Genomic DNA, 16,458 nt, shown 5'->3' with positions numbered 1-16,458 from the left:
GCAAGGGCGAAGAAGGAGGGGGATTAAGTGATCATCTGGCTGAACGGGGCGTTCGGCGCCGGCAAGACCACGGCGGCGCACGAACTCCTCCACCTGCTGCCGGGCAGCACGCTCTACGACCCGGACCTGGTCGGCGGGGAGCTGTGGAAGATGCTGCCCAAAGAGCGGTTGGCCCAAGTGGACGACGTCCAGGACCTGCCCGCCTGGCGGCGTCTTGTGGTGGACACCGCCGTGGCGCTGCTGGCGGAGATCCCGGGGCCGCTGATCGCGCCCATGACCCTGCTGGTCCAGCAGTACCGGGACGAGATCTTCGGTGGCCTCGCCGCGCGTCGGATCCCTGTCCAGCACTTCCTCCTCCGCCCCGACGAAACGTTTCTGCGGGCCCGGATAGACCAGCGCGCCGCCAGCGACGGCGACGCGGTGCGCAACTGGTGTCTCGGGCACCTGCCCCAGTACGACGCCGCGCTCGACTGGCTGAGCGCCGACGCGCACACCGTCGACACCTCGCGGTTGACCCCGCGTCAGACGGCGGAGCTGCTGGCCGACGCCGTCCGGCGCGGCGAGGGGGTCTGCCGGATCGTGCAGACGCCGCCGCCGCGTGCCCAGACGCTCGCCGCCGGCGTGCTGCTCTTCGACGACCGGGACCGGGTGCTGCTGGTCGACCCCACCTACAAGGCCGGCTGGGAGTTCCCCGGCGGCGTGGTGGAGCCGGGCGAGGCCCCGGCCCGGGCGGCGGTCCGGGAGGTTGCTGAGGAACTGGGCCTGCGGCTGACCGGCGAGCCCGCGCTGCTCGTGGTCGACTGGGAGCCGCCGACCGCGGCCCAGTTCGGCGGTCTTCGGCTGCTGTTCGACGGCGGGCGCCTGGACGCGGCGCGCTTCGACGAGGTGGCGCTGCCGGGCGAGGAACTGCGCGACTGGTGTTTCGCCACCGAGGCGGAGGCCGAGCAGCTGCTCTCGCCCAACCGGGTCGCCCGGCTGCGCTGGGCGCTGCGCGCCCGCGCCCAGGGCCGGGCGCTCAACCTGGAGGCCGGTGTCCCGGTCGGCGCCTGACCACGCGGCCCGTTCCGGCGGCCGGCCGCCTCCCGCGTCGAATCGCGACGCGTCACGGACCGCTCTAGCGTGACGGTGAAGGACCCCGCACGGGGCCCCTGGCACGAGCGGTGACCGCCATGCGCATACCGGAGTCCATAGCCGGGCCCGCGCCGGGCCTCCACGCCACCCCGTTCGGCGGTGACGAGCCGTCCGGCTGGGGCGTCCGAGCCGCGCTCGCCGCGTCCTCGGCCGTCCTGGCCCTCGGCCTGTCGATGCTGTTCGCCGGCGCCGAGGAACCGGCCGGGCCCCCGCAGCCGGCCGCCCGGCGGGACGCCGGACACGTGCCCTCCGCGCCCGCCGGCGTCGCCGCCGACCCGCTGCCGCCCGCCGAGCCCACCTGGCTCTCCATACCGGCCATCGACGTCGCCGCCCCGCTCTCCCGGGTCGGCCTCGACCCCGAGGGCTGGCTCGAATCGCCCCCGCCGGAGGCCGGAAACGTCGCCGGCTGGTACGACGGTGCCCCGCCGCCCGGCGCGGCCGGCGCGGCCGTTCTCGTCGGACACGTCGACAACGCCAAGGGGCCCGCCGTGTTCTACGGCCTCGGCGCCCTGCGCCCAGGCGACACCGTGGAGGTCACGCGCGAGGACCGGCGCACGGTGCGGTTCACCGTCTACGACGTCGCCGTCTACGACAAGGGGTACGTGCCGGAGGACGTCTACCGCCACGCGGGCGGCGCGGAACTGCGCGTCATCACCTGCGGCGGCACCTTCGACGAGGCCACCGGATACAGCGGGAACGTGGTGGTCTTCGCGCGCCTGACGGGCAGTCGCTGACCCGGACGGCGCAGCCCCCTCACCCGGCTGCCGCTCCCGGGCGGTGCCGCGCGGGACCGGTGCCTAACGTCGGCATCCGGGGCGACGCGCACCTCCCACGAAGGAGCCATTCCGATGACCACACCGCGAACCGCACTGGCCGCCGCCGGGTTGGGCGCGATCGTGCTCGCGTCGAGTGCGCCCGCCGCGCACGCGCTGGCACCGGCCCAGGCCGACACCTTCGGGTTCAGCCTCTCCCCGCAGTCGGTCACGCCGGGCGGCGCCGTCGACCTGACCGTCACCGGCTGCACCGAGTTCGAGGCCACCGCCGAGTCCGCCGTCTTCGACCGGGTCACCCTCGGCATGCCGGGGGAGACCCAGTCGGCCCGCACCACCGTCGACGCCGAGGCCCGGGTCGGCGCCCGGTTCACGGTCACCTTCGCCTGCGGCGCGGAGACGGGCAGCACCACCCTCACCATCGTCTCGCCCACCGCGTCGCCGAGTCCGACCGCGTCCACCACGACCAGCTCGACGACGCTGCCCACCCGCGGCGCCCAGGCCGGCGTCGGCGGCGGTTCCGACTCCGAGGACCCGACCATGCTGCTTTCCGGGGCCGGGCTCTGCATGGCCGCCGTGACCGCGGCCGTGGTCGTCATCAGGCGCCGTGCCAGCCGCCCTCACTGAGGGCCCCTCAGCCGCCGGTGGCCCCGGCTCAGCCCCTGGCGGCCGCCGCGTACCGGGCGAGGAACAGGGCCTCGGCCACCGACATCCGCTCCAACTCCTCGGGCGAGACGCTCTCGTCCACGGCGTGGATCCGCGCCGCCGGCTCGCTCAGACCGATCAGCAGGATCTCAGCCTTCGGGTAGAGCCCGGCCAGGGTGCTGGTCAGCGGGATGGAGCCACCCTGGCCCACCACGGCCATCTCCACCCCGTCGTACGCCTCGCGCATCGCGGCGGCCATCGACGCGTAGGCCGGGCTGGCGGTGTCGGCCCGGAACGGCTGGCCCTCGCCGGTGGCCCGCACCGTCACCCTCGCGCCCCACGGGGCCCTGGCCTTCAGGTGCTCCGCCAGCAGCTCGCTGGCCGCCGAGGCGTCCACGCCGGGCGGCACCCGCAGGCTCACCAGCGCCCTGGCGCTGGCCTGCACCGACGGGGTGGCCCCCACCACGGGCGGGCAGTCGATGCCGAGCACCGTCACCGCGGGCCGCGCCCACAGCCGGTCGGCGACCGACCCCGAGCCGATCAGCTCGACGCCGTCCAACACCCCGGCGTCCGCCCGGAACGCCTCCTCCGGGTACTCCGTCCCCGCCCACCGGCCGTCCCCGGCGAGACCGTCGACGACGGTCGAACCGTCCTCGTCGCGCAGCGAGTCGAGCAGCCGGATCAACGCGGCCAGCGCGTCCGGGGCGGCCCCGCCGAACGCCCCCGAGTGCAGGTTGCCCTCGAGCGTGTCCACCTGGACCCGCACCATGGCCATGCCACGCAGGATCGCCGTCACCGTCGGCTGACCGGCCCGGAAGTTGCCGGTGTCGCCGATCACGATCGCGTCGGCCGTCAGCAGCTCCGGGTGCTGCTCGGCGTACCGCTCCAGCCCGCCCGTGCCCTGCTCCTCGGAACCCTCCACGATCACCTTGATCCCCACCGGCACCCCGCCGTTGGCCCGCAGCGCGCGCAGCGCGAGCAGGTGCATCAGCACCCCGCCCTTGCAGTCCGCCGCACCCCGCCCGTACCAGCGGCCGTCCCGCTCGGTCAGCTCGAACGGCGGCGAGGTCCAGGCCGCCTCGTCCAGCGGGGGCTGCACGTCGTAGTGCGCGTACAGCAGCACGGTCGGCGCCCCCTCGGGCCCGGCCAGCTCGCCGTACACGGACACCGTCCCGTCGGGCGTCTCCAACAGCCGCACGTCGCCGAAGCCCTCGTCGAGCAGCGCCCGCGCTATCCACTCGGCCGCCGCCACGCACTCCCGGGGCGGGAACTGCTCGGCGTCGGCCACCGAGCGGAACGCCACAAGCTCGGCCAACTCCTCCCTGGCCCGCGGCATCAGGGCGGCGACGGTTCCGGAGATCACGGAGTGCTGCGGTCCTTGCGGCATGAGAGGCTCCTCGGGAGGGCGTGGCGCGGTACCCCCGCGAGCGTGGGGTGCGGGGTGTCGGGATGCCGCGATCATCCCACAGCCGGGGTCGGCGCACGGGGGATCGTAGGATGCCGTGCGGTGGTCGTAAGACGGGACGGGACGGGGAGCACAAGCACATCGTGAGCAGCGAGAACGAAGCCGGACGAGGGGTGTGGGACGTCGTCGTGGTGGGCGCGGGCCCCGGTGGAGCCTCCGCCGCCCGGGCCGCCGCCGAGACCGGTCGGCGGGTGCTGCTGCTGGAGAAGGCGGAGCTGCCCCGCTACAAGACGTGCGGCGGCGGCATCATCGGGCCCACCCGTGACGCGCTGCCGCCGGGCTTCGAACTCCCGCTCCAGGACCGGGTGCACGCCGTCACCTTCTCGCTCAACGGCCGCCTGGCGCGCACCCGCCGCTCCAAGCGGATGCTGTTCGGCCTGGTCAACCGGCCCGAGTTCGACCAGCGCCTGGTCGAGGCCGCGGTCAAGGCGGGCGCCGAGCTGCGCACCGGCGCCACCGTCACCCGGGTCGAGCAACACGGTCCCGCGGTGCCCGACCGGCGCACCGTCGCCGTCGTACTGGCCGGCGGCGAGACCCTGCTGGCCCGGGCGGTGGTCGGCGCGGACGGGAGCGCAAGCCGGATAGGGGCCCACGTCGGAGTGCGGCTCGAGCAGGTCGACCTGGGCCTCGAGTCGGAGATCCCGGTGCCGCCCGAGGTGGCCGGCGACTGGGCCGGCAGGGTGCTGATCGACTGGGGGCCGCTGCCGGGCTCCTACGGCTGGGTCTTCCCCAAGGGCGACACGCTGACCGTGGGCGTGATCTCGGCCCGCGGCGAGGGCGCGGCCACCAAGCGGTACCTGGAGGACTTCGTGGCCAGGCTCGGGCTCGCCGGGTTCGAGCCCAGCGTCTCCTCCGGCCACCTCACGCGCTGCCGCACCGACGACTCGCCGCTGTCCCGCGGTCGGGTGCTGGTGTGCGGCGACGCGGCGGGGCTGCTCGAGCCCTGGACCAGGGAGGGCATCTCCTTCGCGCTGCGCTCCGGCCGGCTCGCCGGCCAGTGGGCGGTGCGCATCGCCGAGGCCAACGACGCGGTGGACGCGCGGCGGCAGGCCCTCAACTACACCTTCGCCATCAAGAGCGGCCTCGGCGTCGAGATGGGCGTCGGCCGCCGGCTGCTGTCCGTCTTCGCGCAGCGGCCCCGGCTGCTGCACACGGCGCTGGTCGGGTTCCGGCCGGCGTGGACCGTGTTCGCCCAGATAACCAGGGGCTCCACCACGCTGGCCGGCATCGTGCGGACCCACCCCGTCGCCCGCCGCACGCTGTCCGCCCTGGACCGCGCCGGACGCCCCGAGCCGGACGAGACACCGAAGGCGCCGGACCGGCCCGGCGCCTGACGCGCGGGGCGGTACTCCGCCGGGAGTACGTCGGGGGCCCACTGCAGGCGGACGCTCGGCGCCGCGCCGCCGGGCTAGCGTGGACGGGTGACCATCCACCGCGCGGCCCCACCCGACGCCGGGACGGCCGGGCCCCGGCGGGCCCGCCAGCTCGCGGCGCTCGCCGCGCTGCCCTGGCCGTCCACCGTCGCCGTCGCGCTGGTCCAGCTCGTCGGCTCCGGATTCGCCGCGCACGGCCAGCCGGACCGCGCCGACCTGGGCACCGTCGGCCAGCTGCTGCTCCTCGCCGGGCCGCTCCTGCTGCTCACCCGCCGTGCCCTGCCCCGGTTCGCCGCCTTCGGCTGCGTGACGGTGACCGTGGCCTACCTGGCCCTCGACCACCCCTACGGCCCGGTCTTCCTCAGCCCCGCCGTCGCCGCCTTCCACGCCGTGACCGCCGGGCACCGGCGGGCCGCGGCCGTCGCGATGGCGCTGCTCTGGGCGGGGGTGCTGGTCACCGCCGGCCGCTCCCTCGACTGGGGGCAGGCGGTCGCCGCGACCGCCTGGATGGTGGCCGTGCTCGCGATCTCCGAGACCGCGCGGATCCGCCGCGCGCAGCGGGCCGCCGAGCGGGCCGAGCGGGTGGCGGCCGAGCGGCGCCGCGCCGACGAGGAGCGTCTGCGGATCGCGCGGGAGCTGCACGACGTCCTCGCCCACAGCATCTCGGTGATCAACGTGCAGGCCGGCATGGGGCTCGCGCTGCTGGACTCCGACCCCGAACAGACCCGCGCCGCGCTGGCCACCATCAAGTCCGCCAGCCGGGAGGCGCTGGGGGAGGTGCGCCAGGTGCTCGACACGCTCCGCGCGCCAGGCGCGGCACCACGGGCTCCGGCCCCCGGCCTCGACCGGCTGCCCGACCTCGCCGAGCAGGCCGCCCACGCCGGGCTGCGCGTCGAGACCAGCACCGAGGGCACCCCCGCGCCGCTGCCCCCGGGCGCCGACCTCGCCGCCTTCCGGATCGTCCAGGAGGCGCTGACCAACATCGTGCGGCACTCCGGATCCCGCGCCGCCCAGGTGCGGCTGCGCTACGCCCCCGGCCTGCTGGACATCAGGATCGACGACGAGGGGCCGGCCACCGGCTCCGGCGCCGGCACGGGCAACGGCCTGATCGGCATGCGCGAGCGGGCGGCGGCGCTCGGCGGCACCGTGACGGCCGGCCCGAGACCGGACGGCGGCTTCCGTGTCGACGCCAGGCTGCCCCGCGCCGCGCCCGACCAGGCGACGCCGCCCGACCACCGGGAGACCACGTGATCCGCGTCCTGCTCGCCGACGACCAGGTGCTGGTCAGGGCCGGCTTCCGCGCCCTGCTCGACGCCCAACCCGACGTCACCGTGGTCGCCGAGGCGGCGGACGGGGACGAGGCCGTCGCGCTCACCCGCCGGCACCGGCCCGACCTCGTCCTGATGGACATCCGGATGCCGGTGCTCGACGGCCTCGCCGCCACCCGCCGTATCACCGGGGAACCGGAACTCGACGGGGTGCGGGTGGTGATGCTCACGACGTTCGAGCTCGACGAGTACGTCTTCGAGGCCATCCGCTCCGGGGCCTCCGGCTTCCTGGTGAAGGACACCGAACCCGACGAACTGCTGCGCGCCGTGCGGGCCGTGGTCGCCGGCGACGCGTTGCTGTCGCCCGGCGCCACCCGCCGGCTGATCGCCGAGTTCGCCGCGCGGTCCAAACCGCCGGCCGGTGCCGTGAGCCTCACCGAACTCACCGAGCGGGAACGGGAGGTGATGGCGCTGGTCGGCATCGGCCTGTCCAACGAGGAGATCGCGCGCCGGCTCGTCGTCTCGCCGCTCACCGCCAAGACCCACGTCAGCCGGGCCATGGTGAAGCTCGGCGCCCGCGACCGGGCGCAACTCGTGGTGCTGGCCTACGAGTCGGGTCTGGTGCGCCCCGGCTGGCTGGGCTGAGCCGCCGCCTTGCGCCGCACGTACAGCTGCTTGCGCACCTTCGCCACCACCGTGCCGTCGGCGGCGGCCACGGTGCAGTCGAACCACGGCAGCGCCCTGCCGCCGTCGGCGGTGGCCGCCCTGATCTCGGACACCCGGTCCTCGGACACCTCGAACTCGACGAACACGTGGCCGCGGCCGGGGGAGACGTAGTCGATCTCCGCGGCCTTGTCCCACACCACGTAGCCGGGGCCGAGCCGGTGCAGCACCAGCAGGGCGAAGAACGGGTCGCACATCGAGTAGAGCGAGCCGCCGAACTGCGTCCCGAAGTAGTTCCGGTTGAACCGCCCGAGCCGCAGCATGACCCGGGCGCCGCTCCAGTCGTCCGAGATGTCGAGCACCCTGATCCCGGCGGACCGGTAGGGCGGCCACCAACGCATCAGACGCCGCAGGGTCCTCGGACTGAGAGAACGTGCCATGGCGCGAAGCTACCACGCTGGTTACTGGATAGTAACAACGGGTCCGGCGCGGGAATCAGCCCGACTGGATCGGCCGCCGCGCCAACTGGGCCGTCGCCGCGGCCACCGCCGCGAGCAGCGCCACCGTCGTCATCGCCGTCGCCAACGAGAACCAGTCGGCGAGGAAGCCGATGGCCACCGGGCCCAGCAGGAACCCGCCGTAGCCGAGCGTCGAGGCGGCGGCCACCCCCCGCGGGCCGGCCAGCGCCCCGGCCCGGGCGATGGCCACCGGGAAGATGTTCGCCAGCCCGAGGCCCGTGATCACGAAGCCCAGCAGCACCAGCCACACCGTCGGCCCCCACGCCCCCAACAGCATCCCCACCGCGGCCGTGCCGCCACCCGCCACCAGCGCCCGGGTCTGACCGAGCCGCTCCAGCAGCGCGGAGCCGGTCAGCCGGCCCACCGTCATGGCCATCGCGAAGACCGAGTAGCCCGCCGCCGCGAGCCCCACGCCCGCGTCCAGCGACTCCCGCAGGTGCAACGCGCTCCAGTCCGCCAGCGCGCCCTCGCCGTAGGCGGTGCACAGCGCGATCAGACCGAGCACCAGCACCAGCCAGCGCGCCCCCGCGCCGCCCGCCCCCGGCCCGGCCGTCGCGTCGTCGGGTGCCGGCCCGCGCGGCGCCGGCGCGGCCAACAGGGAACGCGCCGCCAGCGCCGCCACCGCCACCCCGAACACCGCCAGGGCGCCCAGGTGGCGCGCCGCGCTCACCTGCCCGGCCACCAGGCCACCGAGCCCGGCACCCACCATGCCGCCCAGGCTGTAGGCCGCGTGGAAGCTCGGCATCACCGGCCGCCCCAACGCCGCCACCACGTCCACCGCGGCGCTGTTGGCGGCCACGTTCAACGCCCCGAAGCCCGCCCCGAAGACCAGCAACACCAGGCCGAGCACCAGCGGCGACCGCGCGTGCGGCGGCAACGCGACGCTCGCCGAGAGCACCACGGCGGCGCCCACCGTCACCGGATGCGCCCCGAACCGCTGACACAGCCGCCCGGCCAGCATCATGGTGACCACGGCCCCGACCGAGACCCCGAGCAGCGCCAGGCCGAGCGCGCTCGACGACGCGCCCGTCTGCTCCTTCACCGCCGGGATGCGCACCACCCAGCCCGCGAACACGAAACCGTCGAGCGCGAAGAAGACGGTCAACGCCGCCCTGAGACGACGCGCCCCCGGCTCCACCACCACCCGAGGCGCCACCCCCCGCCGCACACGCGAGGTCGACACGGCCCTGCGTTTGTTCATCGGAGGCACAAAGCCAGAATAGGGGCGTGACCCACCCCCGTACCAGGCTCGAGAGGGGCCGGAACGTGCTCGGCCCGGCACTCGAGCTCGTTCACACCGGGCGCGCCCCGACCCGCGCCGTCCTCACCACCGAACTCGGCGTGACCCGCGCGACCGCCGGCGCCGTCGCGAGCGAGCTCCAGAGCCTCGGCCTGATCACCGTCGACGCCCGCCCCGGCGCCGGGGCCGGCGGCCAGGGCCGCCCCTCCCACCGGCTGGCCATCGCCGACGACGGTCCCGTCGCCCTTGCCGCACAGGTGCACGCCGACGGCTTCCGCGCCGCCCTCGTCGGCCTCGGCGGCCGCATCGTCGCCACCGCGCCCGCCTGCGTCACCGTGGCCGCCGACCCCGCCGAGGTCATCGGCGACGTCGTCGAGGCCGGCGCCCGGCTGCTCGCCGAGACCGGCCGCCGGTGCGTGGGCGCCGGCCTCGCCGTCCCCTCCGCGGTCGCCGAGCCCGACGGCACCGCCCTCAACCCGCTGCACCTCGACTGGCCGGCCGGCGCCCCGGTCCGCCACATCTTCAACGACTGTCTCGCCGAGGCCGGCATCGCCGCCGCCGGCCACTGCGGCAACGACGTCAACCTCGCCGCCCTCGCCGAACACCGGCACGGCGCCGGCCGTGGCGCCCGCCACCTGCTGTGCGTCGCCACCGGCCACCGGGGTGTCGGCGGGGCGCTCGTCGTCGACGGGCGGCTGCACACCGGCAGCGCGGGGCTAGCCCTGGAGGTCGGTCACCTCACCGTCGACCCCCAGGGGCGACCCTGCCACTGCGGCGGCCGCGGCTGCCTCGACGTCGAGACCGACCCGCTGGCCCTGCTCGAGGCCGCCGGCAGCCGGCCGGGCCCGCAGGGGTCGCTCCTCGACCAGGCCCGCGACCTGATCGCCACCCGCTACCCGGACGACCCGGCCGTCCGAGCCGCTGCCCACACCGTCATCGACCGCCTCGGCCGCGGCCTGGCCGCCCTCGTCAACATCCTCAACCCCGACCGGATCATCCTCGGCGGAGTGCACGGCGCCCTGCTCGCCGCGGCCCCCGAGCGGCTCGGCTCGGTCGTCGGCGACCACAGCCTCTGGGGCCGCTCGGGCGACATCCCCATCACCCCCTGCGTCCTGGGCCACAACAGCCTCGTCGGTGCCGCCGAACTGGCCTGGCAACCCGTGCTCGACGACCCACTCACCACCCTGGCCGGGTGAGCCGGCCGCCCGTCACGCCTCCCGGCCCGCCCCGACCTCGCGCCCACCCCCACCACCGACCCGCATCGGCGGCAACAGCGCCGACACCGCCCGCCGCCACGGCTCGTCCGCCGCCAGGTCGTACGGATCCGGCGTCACCGGCACCTGCAACCTGACCACCGGTCCCGCACCCAACCGCGCGAAGCCACGCCCCGGCGGCACCCACCCCACCGGCGAGCCGCACGGCGGCGCCCCCAGCACCGCCGCCGCCTGGACCGCCGCCACCGCGCCCAACACCACCCGCGCCCGGGTGCACGCGAACACCGCGCCACCCAACGCGCCGAGACCCTCGAGCTGCTCCCCGAGCACCACCGTCACCCCCACCGCCCGGCCGTACCGCAACGGCACCTCCAACAGCGCCGACGGGTCGGGACCGCCAGCCAGCCGCGCCAGATGACCGAGCAGCGCCGGCCGGTCGACCACCACCCACAGCGCTCCACCCACCGCCGCCGACCGCCCCCGCCCCGCCGCCGACAGCCGCCGCTCCGTCTCCCGCGCCACCCACCGGAGCGCGTCGCCCCCGCCGCCGGGGCCCGACTCCACCCCCGCCACCCCGACCCGCCCCGCGAAACACCCGAACTGCGCCTCGCCGCCGCCGTCCACCAGCAGCACCTCGTCGCGCTCGAGCGCCTGCAACACCACGGAACGCAGCAAGGACGTCACCCCGGACCCGGGCGCCCCCGCCACCAACAGATGCGGCTCACCGGCGCGCGGCCCCGTCCGCCACACCACCGGCGGCGCCGCCACCAACTCCGCGTACTCGGCGCCCCCGCGCACCGGCACCCGGCGGTCCACCACCGCCTCGTCCGTGAAGCCGAGCACCGTCTCGCCGGCGCCCACCACGAACCGCTGGGCCCCGATCCCCGCCGGCAGCGGGGGCAGCGCCACCACCTCCAGCTCGTTGCGCTCCTCGTCCCACCGGAAGTGGTACTCGCGGTCCCGCCCCGCCTTGCCGACCAGCACCCCCTCCACCCGCTCCCGCGCCGCGTGATCCCCGTCGGGGAAGAACGCCGGGTACGCCAGCCGCAGCATCTCCAGCCGGCCGTCCGCGCCGAAGCCGGACGCCAGGAAGCATCCCCGCCACGACCCGCCGGGCGCGTAGAGTCCAGGCCCCGAGGGGTCGGGCGCGGTTCCGAAGTACGGCACCAACGCCTCGTAGATCAAGGTGAGCCGGGCCCCGGCCGCCGCCCGCTCCGCCTCGGCGCGCCCCCCGTCCCGCACCCCGAGCACCACGACCGCCGCCAGCAGCCCGCCACCCGCCAGCCAGGCGCCGTAGGGCAGCAACGGCACCACCAGCGCGCCCGCCACCACCACGAGACCCACGGGGACCCGGCGCTCCCGGGGGACCCGGGCCCACCGCTCGCGCGCCGCCGTCACCAGCCGCCGCAGACCGCGCGTCACCACCCGTAGCGGGCGCCTCGACCCGCCCACTACAGCGTGATCCCGCCCAGCAGGTTCGCGATGCTGGCGCCGCCCGCCGCGATGCTGGGCGCCACCGCCGTGCCCGACAGGTAGAAGCCGAACAGCGCGCACACCACCGCGTGCGAGACCTTCAACCCGTCCTTGCGGGAGAAGAGGAAGACGATGACTCCCAGCAGGACGACACCCGAGATGGAAAGGATCATGAGCACTCCACACGCGACCGAGCGGCCTTCACGGTAAGCACTCTAAGGATCACAAAGGGTGATCATTGCTCGACAGGCGCATAAGGGTGAAAGTGTCGGATGTCCGTCCGCGCCACCCTCAACGACCCGACCACGAGGGGCGATGCGGTGCGGGACCGCTCACGGACCTCGGTAGGCTTGCCTTCGGTCGAGGGCAAGAAGGAGCAAGGACGATGGCAGAGAGTGCGCAGCCGTTGTCGCCGCGGGCCAGGCTGGCCGTGACGGCGGGAAAGGCGGCGGCGGCGGTGTCGCGGGCCGCGGGCCGCGGCAGCGGATCGGTGATCGGCGGCAAGGTCGCCCTCAGAGTGGATCCGGATCTGCTGGGCCGGCTCGCCGGCCATCTCGACGTGGTGCTGGTCTCGGCGACCAACGGCAAGACCACCACGACCCGGCTCATCGCCGAGGCCCTGCGCGCCGCCGGCGAGGTCGTCTCCAACGCGCTGGGCGCCAACATGCCGGCCGGCATCACCTCCGCCCTGTCAGCCGGCGCCCACGCCAGGTTCGGCGTCATCGAGGTCGACGAGAAGTACCTCGCGGGCGTCGCCAGGGACGTGTCCCCCAAGGCCATCGCCCTGCTGAACCTCTCGCGCGACCAGCTGGACCGCGCGGCCGAGACCCGGATGCTCGCCGAGCGCTGGCGGGAGGGCCTCCAGGGTCTCAAGACCACCGTGATCGCCAACGCGGACGACCCCCTGGTCGTCTGGGCCGCCTCGTCGTCCGGCCAGGTCGTCTGGGTCGCGGCAGGCCAGGAGTGGAAGGACGACGCCTGGTCGTGCCCCGCCTGCGGCGGCGTGCTCCAGCACCACGGCGACGACTGGCGCTGCGGCGAGTGCGGCTTCGGTCGCCCCACCCCCACCTGGGTCCTCTCCGGGGATCACGTGCTCGACCCGAACGGCTCCGCCTGGCCCATCCAGCTCCAGCTGCCGGGCCGGGCCAACAAGGCCAACGCCACCAGCGCCGCCGCCGTCGCCGCCACCTTCGGCGTCGCCCCGCAGGTGGCCCTGCAGCGCATGCAGGCCGTCACCGCGGTCGCCGGCCGCTACGACGTGGTCTCCTTCCAGGGGCGTGACGTCCGGCTGCTGCTCGCCAAGAACCCGGCCGGCTGGCTGGAGACGTTCTCGCTGATCGACCCGCCGCCCGCCCCGGTGGTCCTCTCGGTCAACGCCCGCAGCGCGGACGGCACCGACACCTCCTGGCTGTGGGACGTCGACTACACCAGGCTCGCCGGCCACCCCGTCGTCGTCATCGGCGACCGGCGCCTGGACCTCGCCGTCCGCCTCGAGGTCGCCGCTGTCGACTTCCGGGTCTGCGAGACCTTCCAGGAGGCGCTCCAGCAGCTCCCGCCGGGGCGCGTCGAGGCCATCGCCAACTACACGGCCTTCCAGGACCTGCGCCGGATCGTCGGCAACTGACCCACCCGAAACCCCGTACAGGCACCTCACCAGGCAGAAGGAACGGCACGCATGAGCTCATCGACCCTGCGGGTGGTCTGGGTCTACCCCGACCTGCTCAGCACCTACGGCGACCAGGGCAACGTCCTGGTGGTCGAGCGCCGGGCCAGGCAGCGCGGACTCGCCGTGGAGCGCGTCGACGTCCGCTCCGATCAGCAGATCCCCACCTCCGGCGACATCTACCTCATCGGCGGCGGCGAGGACCGCCCTCAGCGCCTCGCCGCCGAGCGGCTGCGCCGGGACGGCGGCCTGCACCGCGCCGCGGAGAACGGCGCCATCATCTTCTCCGTCTGCGCCGGCTACCAGATCCTCGGCCACGAGTTCATCAACGACCTCGGCCAGCGTGAGCCGGGTCTCGGCCTCCTCGACGTGGTCAGCACCCGCGGCGAGGGCGAGCGCTGCGTCGGGGACGTCCTCGCCGACCTCGACGACGGGCTCGGCCTGCCCCAGCTCACCGGCTTCGAGAACCACCAGGGCATCACGCACCTCGGCCCCGGCGTCCGCCCCTTCGCCCGCGTCCGTGTCGGCAAGGGCAACGGCACGGGGGACGGCACCGAGGGCGCCTGGCGCGACACGGTGTTCGGCACCTACATGCACGGCCCGGTTCTCGCCCGCAACCCCGGGATCGCCGACCTGCTGCTGCGGCTCACCCTGGACGTCCGCGCCCTGCCCCCGGTCGACGACCGCTGGTATGAGGCGCTGCGCGCGGAGCGTATCGCCGCCGCCACCCAGGCGGCCTGACGGACACCCTGGCCGTCGCCCCGGCCAGGGCGTTCCCTATCGTTGTTCCGCGGGGGCGCTGCGAGCGGGAGTACACCGGAGATGGAACACGACGGCCACGGATCGGGCATGGACCTGCCGCCGTTCACGCTCTCACGAGCGCTGGAACTCGGCGGCGACCCGGTCTTCCTCATCGGCTGCCTGGCCGCCCTGGCCCTCTACGGCTGGGGCGTGCTGCGGCTCGCGCGCCGGGGTGACCGCTGGTCGCACGGCCGCACCGTCTCCTTCGCCCTCGGCGTCGTCTCCATCGCCGCCGTCACCTGCACCGGGCTCAACGACTACGGCATGGTGCTGTTCAGCGCCCACATGCTCCAGCACATGGTCATCAGCATGGTCTCCCCGATCCTGCTGCTGCTCGGTGCCCCCGTCACGCTGTTGCTGCGCGCCCTGCCCACGGCGGGCCGTGGCCGCCGCGGCCCCCGCGAGATCCTGGTCCGGCTCCTGCACAGCCGCTACGTGAGCGTGGTGACCAGCCCGCTGTTCACCATCACGCTCTTCGTCGCCAGCCTCTACGGCCTCTACTTCACGCCGCTGTTCGACTTCCTGATGGGCTCGCGCGTCGGACACCTGGCGATGATGCTGCACTTCCTCGCCGTCGGCCTGGTCTTCTTCTGGCCCATCATGGGCGTCGACCCCGGGCCGCACCGGCCGAGCCACCTGATGCGGATGCTGGAGCTCTTCGCCACCATGCCGTTCCACGCCTTCTTCGGCATCGCGCTGATGATGGCCTCCGAGCCCATGGTGGACACCTTCGCCGACCCGCCGGCGTCGCTGGGCGTCGAGGCGGTCGCCGACCAGTCGGGCGCCGGCGGCATGGCCTGGGCCTTCAGCGAGATCCCGACCGTCGTGGTGCTCGTCGCCCTGGTCATCCAGTGGTACCTGTCGGAGGAGCGCCGGGCCCGCCGTCAGGACCGCACCGCCGACCGCGACGGCGACCGCGAGCTCGAGGCGTACAACGCCTACCTGGCCTCGCTCCGCTCCCGCGCCTGACCGCGCGTCGCGGTCCAGCTCACCCCTGGCCTCCCGACGCGCCGCCCAGCGTCCGCCCCAGGAAGTCGAACGCGGCCTCCTGTGCCGGCACGTCGAAGCGGTGTGGCCCGTCGGCGAAGCGGAACGCGTAGCCCTCCGGGTGCCCGGACCGCTCGTACAGCTCCCGCAGCCTGCGGTGCGCCGTCCGCATGCCCTCGGCCGAGAACAGCGCGTCCCCGCGCAGGTACTGGACCTGCAGCGGGTCCGGGGCCCGACAGGCCGCGACCTCCGGCCAGTCGGCCACCCGCCCGAGGCCGGGCGGGAAGAGCATCCAACTGTGCGGCGCGACATGCCGGTCCAACATCTCGGCGAAGCCGCTCATCATGCCCACCACCACGGTGGCGGCGACCTCGTCGTGGACCGCCCGCAGCAGCACCGCCCGAGCCCCGCCCCCGGAGAACCCCACGCAGCCGACGCGCCCGGCGTCGACGTCCGGGCGCGACGTCAGGTAGCGCAGCGCCGCGCCGTCCTCGCGGAGGACGGTGCCGGCCACGCTGGTGCCGAGGAGCGTGCAGTACTTCGCGACCGTGTGCTCGTGGTCCCTGGCCACGACGTCGTACCGCTCCGGCAGGCTCGGCTCCCGCCACGCCACGTCCGCCGAGGCCGACCACGCGGCGACCTCGCGTCGTGCCTCGTCCGACTCCAGGTCCAGTTCGAACCTGCGGCTGCCCCACATGAACACGTCGTGCACCAGCACCACGAACCCGCGCCGGGCCAGCGCGTTGGCCCAGGCGCGACCGCCGTAGTAGGTGTCGCGCAGGGCCGCCAGCTCCCGGGGTGGCCCCGCGGGACCGTCCGCGATCTTCTCCCTGCCGTGGTACTTCACGCCCGCGTGCTCGTGCATCGCGACCACCCCGGGCAACGGCCCGACCGTGTCGGGACGCAGCACGAACGCCTCGGTGCGCGGCCCGTACCCCACCGACCAGGAGACCACCTCGCCGCGCAGCCCGTCCGCCCGCCAGGACCGCTCCACCCGCACCTCGCGCGGCGGCTCGCTCCGCCCGCCGTCGAGCACCCGCCGCACCGAGTCCCGGGTGGCCGGCCCGGGGGGCGCGGCGGGAAACAGCCCGTCCGCCAGCCGAGCCCGTTCCGCCCAGTCGCTGTACGCCCCGAGATGCGTGTACCGCCTGTTCACCCGAGCCTCTCCCCGCCTTCCCGCCGCGCCGGCGACGTGCCCACCTAACCGGAGCCACCGGGGGAACCGCCAGACGTTCGGTGGGCCGTCG

16 protein-coding genes are annotated in these 16,458 nt (G+C 75.0%); 10 read left to right on the top strand and 6 right to left on the bottom strand.

Annotation, left to right across the window (positions count from 1 at the left end; translation table 11 throughout):
- Positions 1 to 27 precede the first annotated feature (27 nt).
- The 3 genes from ACFWI8_RS11430 to ACFWI8_RS11420 all read left to right on the top strand — a co-directional run bounded on the left by ACFWI8_RS11430 (position 28) and on the right by ACFWI8_RS11420 (position 2,528).
- Entirely contained in the window at positions 28 to 1,050 is a 1,023-nt protein-coding gene (locus ACFWI8_RS11430; protein ID WP_387088725.1) for an NUDIX domain-containing protein, read from the top strand.
- A 119-nt stretch (positions 1,051 to 1,169) separates the two neighbouring features.
- Complete coding sequence (locus ACFWI8_RS11425) at positions 1,170 to 1,865, top strand: class F sortase (RefSeq protein ID WP_387088722.1); 696 nt, start codon at positions 1,170 to 1,172, stop codon at positions 1,863 to 1,865.
- Positions 1,866 to 1,979: 114 nt separating this feature from the next.
- Positions 1,980 to 2,528 (top strand): hypothetical protein, encoded by a 549-nt coding sequence (locus tag ACFWI8_RS11420; RefSeq protein ID WP_387088719.1) that lies wholly within the window; start codon positions 1,980 to 1,982, stop codon positions 2,526 to 2,528.
- Between the two features lie 28 nt (positions 2,529 to 2,556).
- On the opposite strand, the gene ACFWI8_RS11415 is transcribed toward ACFWI8_RS11420, so the two are convergent.
- On the bottom strand, positions 2,557 to 3,933 hold the full coding sequence (locus tag ACFWI8_RS11415) for a dipeptidase (protein WP_387088717.1): 1,377 nt from the start codon (positions 3,931 to 3,933) through the stop codon (positions 2,557 to 2,559).
- Positions 3,934 to 4,043: 110 nt separating this feature from the next.
- Between ACFWI8_RS11415 and ACFWI8_RS11410 the strand changes: the two genes are divergently transcribed.
- The 3 genes from ACFWI8_RS11410 (at position 4,044) to ACFWI8_RS11400 (ending at position 7,297) form a co-directional block, all read left to right on the top strand.
- The gene (locus tag ACFWI8_RS11410) at positions 4,044 to 5,345 is read left to right on the top strand and encodes a geranylgeranyl reductase family protein (protein WP_387088714.1); all 1,302 of its coding nucleotides are present in this window, start codon (positions 4,044 to 4,046) and stop codon (positions 5,343 to 5,345) included.
- 87 nt (positions 5,346 to 5,432) lie between these two features.
- Positions 5,433 to 6,635, top strand: coding sequence for a sensor histidine kinase (locus tag ACFWI8_RS11405; protein WP_387088711.1), 1,203 nt, complete (start codon positions 5,433 to 5,435; stop codon positions 6,633 to 6,635).
- Positions 6,632 to 7,297, top strand: a complete 666-nt coding sequence (locus tag ACFWI8_RS11400) for a response regulator (RefSeq protein ID WP_387088708.1) — start codon at positions 6,632 to 6,634, stop codon at positions 7,295 to 7,297. Before ACFWI8_RS11405 ends, ACFWI8_RS11400 begins: the two co-directional genes overlap by 4 nt.
- Here the strand turns inward: ACFWI8_RS11400 and ACFWI8_RS11395 are convergent.
- Complete coding sequence (locus ACFWI8_RS11395; protein WP_387088705.1) at positions 7,258 to 7,755, bottom strand: DUF4442 domain-containing protein; 498 nt, start codon at positions 7,753 to 7,755, stop codon at positions 7,258 to 7,260. The genes ACFWI8_RS11400 and ACFWI8_RS11395 overlap by 40 nt on opposite strands.
- 55 nt (positions 7,756 to 7,810) lie before the next feature.
- Positions 7,811 to 9,043, bottom strand: a complete 1,233-nt coding sequence (locus tag ACFWI8_RS11390) for an MFS transporter (RefSeq protein ID WP_387088702.1) — start codon at positions 9,041 to 9,043, stop codon at positions 7,811 to 7,813.
- Between the two features lie 17 nt (positions 9,044 to 9,060).
- Between ACFWI8_RS11390 and ACFWI8_RS11385 the strand changes: the two genes are divergently transcribed.
- A complete protein-coding gene (locus ACFWI8_RS11385) occupies positions 9,061 to 10,269 on the top strand; it encodes an ROK family protein (RefSeq protein ID WP_387088700.1) in 1,209 nt (402 codons plus the stop codon).
- 12 nt (positions 10,270 to 10,281) lie between these two features.
- Here the strand turns inward: ACFWI8_RS11385 and ACFWI8_RS11380 are convergent, their stop codons facing one another.
- Both ACFWI8_RS11380 and ACFWI8_RS11375 read right to left on the bottom strand, forming a co-directional pair.
- Positions 10,282 to 11,709 carry a hypothetical protein gene (locus ACFWI8_RS11380; protein ID WP_387088697.1) on the bottom strand — a complete coding sequence of 476 codons (1,428 nt, stop codon included), beginning with the start codon at positions 11,707 to 11,709 and terminating at the stop codon, positions 10,282 to 10,284.
- A 29-nt stretch (positions 11,710 to 11,738) separates the two neighbouring features.
- Positions 11,739 to 11,933: a hypothetical protein gene (locus tag ACFWI8_RS11375; RefSeq protein WP_311601898.1), complete on the bottom strand. Its 195-nt coding sequence runs from the start codon at positions 11,931 to 11,933 to the stop codon at positions 11,739 to 11,741.
- A gap of 212 nt (positions 11,934 to 12,145) precedes the next feature.
- Between ACFWI8_RS11375 and ACFWI8_RS11370 the strand changes: the two genes are divergently transcribed.
- The 3 genes from ACFWI8_RS11370 to ACFWI8_RS11360 all read left to right on the top strand — a co-directional run bounded on the left by ACFWI8_RS11370 (position 12,146) and on the right by ACFWI8_RS11360 (position 15,193).
- A complete protein-coding gene (locus ACFWI8_RS11370) occupies positions 12,146 to 13,384 on the top strand; it encodes a MurT ligase domain-containing protein (RefSeq protein ID WP_387088694.1) in 1,239 nt (412 codons plus the stop codon).
- 51 nt (positions 13,385 to 13,435) lie between these two features.
- The gene (locus ACFWI8_RS11365; protein ID WP_387088691.1) at positions 13,436 to 14,164 is read left to right on the top strand and encodes a type 1 glutamine amidotransferase; all 729 of its coding nucleotides are present in this window, start codon (positions 13,436 to 13,438) and stop codon (positions 14,162 to 14,164) included.
- A gap of 81 nt (positions 14,165 to 14,245) precedes the next feature.
- Positions 14,246 to 15,193 carry a cytochrome c oxidase assembly protein gene (locus ACFWI8_RS11360; RefSeq protein WP_387088688.1) on the top strand — a complete coding sequence of 316 codons (948 nt, stop codon included), beginning with the start codon at positions 14,246 to 14,248 and terminating at the stop codon, positions 15,191 to 15,193.
- Between the two features lie 19 nt (positions 15,194 to 15,212).
- On the opposite strand, the gene ACFWI8_RS11355 is transcribed toward ACFWI8_RS11360, so the two are convergent.
- On the bottom strand, positions 15,213 to 16,367 hold the full coding sequence (locus ACFWI8_RS11355) for a dienelactone hydrolase family protein (RefSeq protein WP_387088685.1): 1,155 nt from the start codon (positions 16,365 to 16,367) through the stop codon (positions 15,213 to 15,215).
- Positions 16,368 to 16,458: the final 91 nt, after the last annotated feature.

It is taken from the genome of Streptomyces sp. NPDC127098, from assembly GCF_042722465.1.
GTDB classification, from domain to species: Bacteria; Actinomycetota; Actinomycetes; order Streptomycetales; family Streptomycetaceae; genus Streptomyces; species Streptomyces millisiae.
This window is presented reverse-complemented; position numbering and strand designations above follow the sequence as displayed.

Coding starts and splice junctions, on each gene's coding strand:
- ACFWI8_RS11410 (WP_387088714.1), top strand. CDS start 4,044: ATGCCGTGCGGTGGTCGTAAGACGGGACGGGACGGGGAGCACAAGCAC.
- ACFWI8_RS11360 (WP_387088688.1), top strand. CDS start 14,246: ATGGAACACGACGGCCACGGATCGGGCATGGACCTGCCGCCGTTCACG.
- ACFWI8_RS11370 (WP_387088694.1), top strand. CDS start 12,146: ATGGCAGAGAGTGCGCAGCCGTTGTCGCCGCGGGCCAGGCTGGCCGTG.
- ACFWI8_RS11365 (WP_387088691.1), top strand. CDS start 13,436: ATGAGCTCATCGACCCTGCGGGTGGTCTGGGTCTACCCCGACCTGCTC.
- ACFWI8_RS11420 (WP_387088719.1), top strand. CDS start 1,980: ATGACCACACCGCGAACCGCACTGGCCGCCGCCGGGTTGGGCGCGATC.
- ACFWI8_RS11375 (WP_311601898.1), bottom strand. CDS start 11,933: ATGATCCTTTCCATCTCGGGTGTCGTCCTGCTGGGAGTCATCGTCTTC.
- ACFWI8_RS11395 (WP_387088705.1), bottom strand. CDS start 7,755: ATGGCACGTTCTCTCAGTCCGAGGACCCTGCGGCGTCTGATGCGTTGG.
- ACFWI8_RS11425 (WP_387088722.1), top strand. CDS start 1,170: ATGCGCATACCGGAGTCCATAGCCGGGCCCGCGCCGGGCCTCCACGCC.
- ACFWI8_RS11415 (WP_387088717.1), bottom strand. CDS start 3,933: ATGCCGCAAGGACCGCAGCACTCCGTGATCTCCGGAACCGTCGCCGCC.